The sequence below is a fragment of the Blautia glucerasea genome (genome assembly GCF_013304385.1).
GTDB lineage: Bacteria > Bacillota > Clostridia > Lachnospirales > Lachnospiraceae > Blautia_A > Blautia_A ammoniilytica.
Genome location: NZ_JAAITU010000160.1, coordinates 1 through 380 on the forward strand (window position 1 = coordinate 1; position 380 = coordinate 380).

1 protein-coding gene is annotated in these 380 nt (G+C 46.3%); it reads right to left on the bottom strand.

Annotation, left to right across the window (positions count from 1 at the left end):
- Positions 1-44: 44 nt before the first annotated feature.
- Positions 45-380: DUF4368 domain-containing protein (locus G5B11_RS18860; RefSeq protein WP_173729347.1), on the bottom strand; the 336-nt coding region annotated here is incomplete at its 5' end.

Genomic DNA, 380 nt, shown 5'->3' on the forward strand with positions numbered 1-380 from the left:
CCCGTTTCCCTTAATTAAAGATATTGTTGGGTAAAAAAGAAAGGTCAGTCGATTTTGCCGATGAAGCGGTAGTAGATTTCTACTTCCTGTTCACGGCTTCCGTCCTCGCCCTTGACAGCTTCGTGGACGGTTATTTTTTCAATTAGAGTGTTCAGAAGTTCGGCGGTCAGCTCCACAGGGTTGACATACTGTTTCATTAGGGCAATCCACTTTTCAGCATCCGCTGCGGTCTGTACGGCGGCTTCCATCGTTTCGTGAAGCTGTCTTATTTTTGTTTCAAGCTCCTTTTGCTCGTTCTGGTACTTCTCGGACAGCATATTGAAGTTATACTCGGTTATGCGTCCGGCAGACCAGTCCTCATACATTTTAGCAAACAGCCC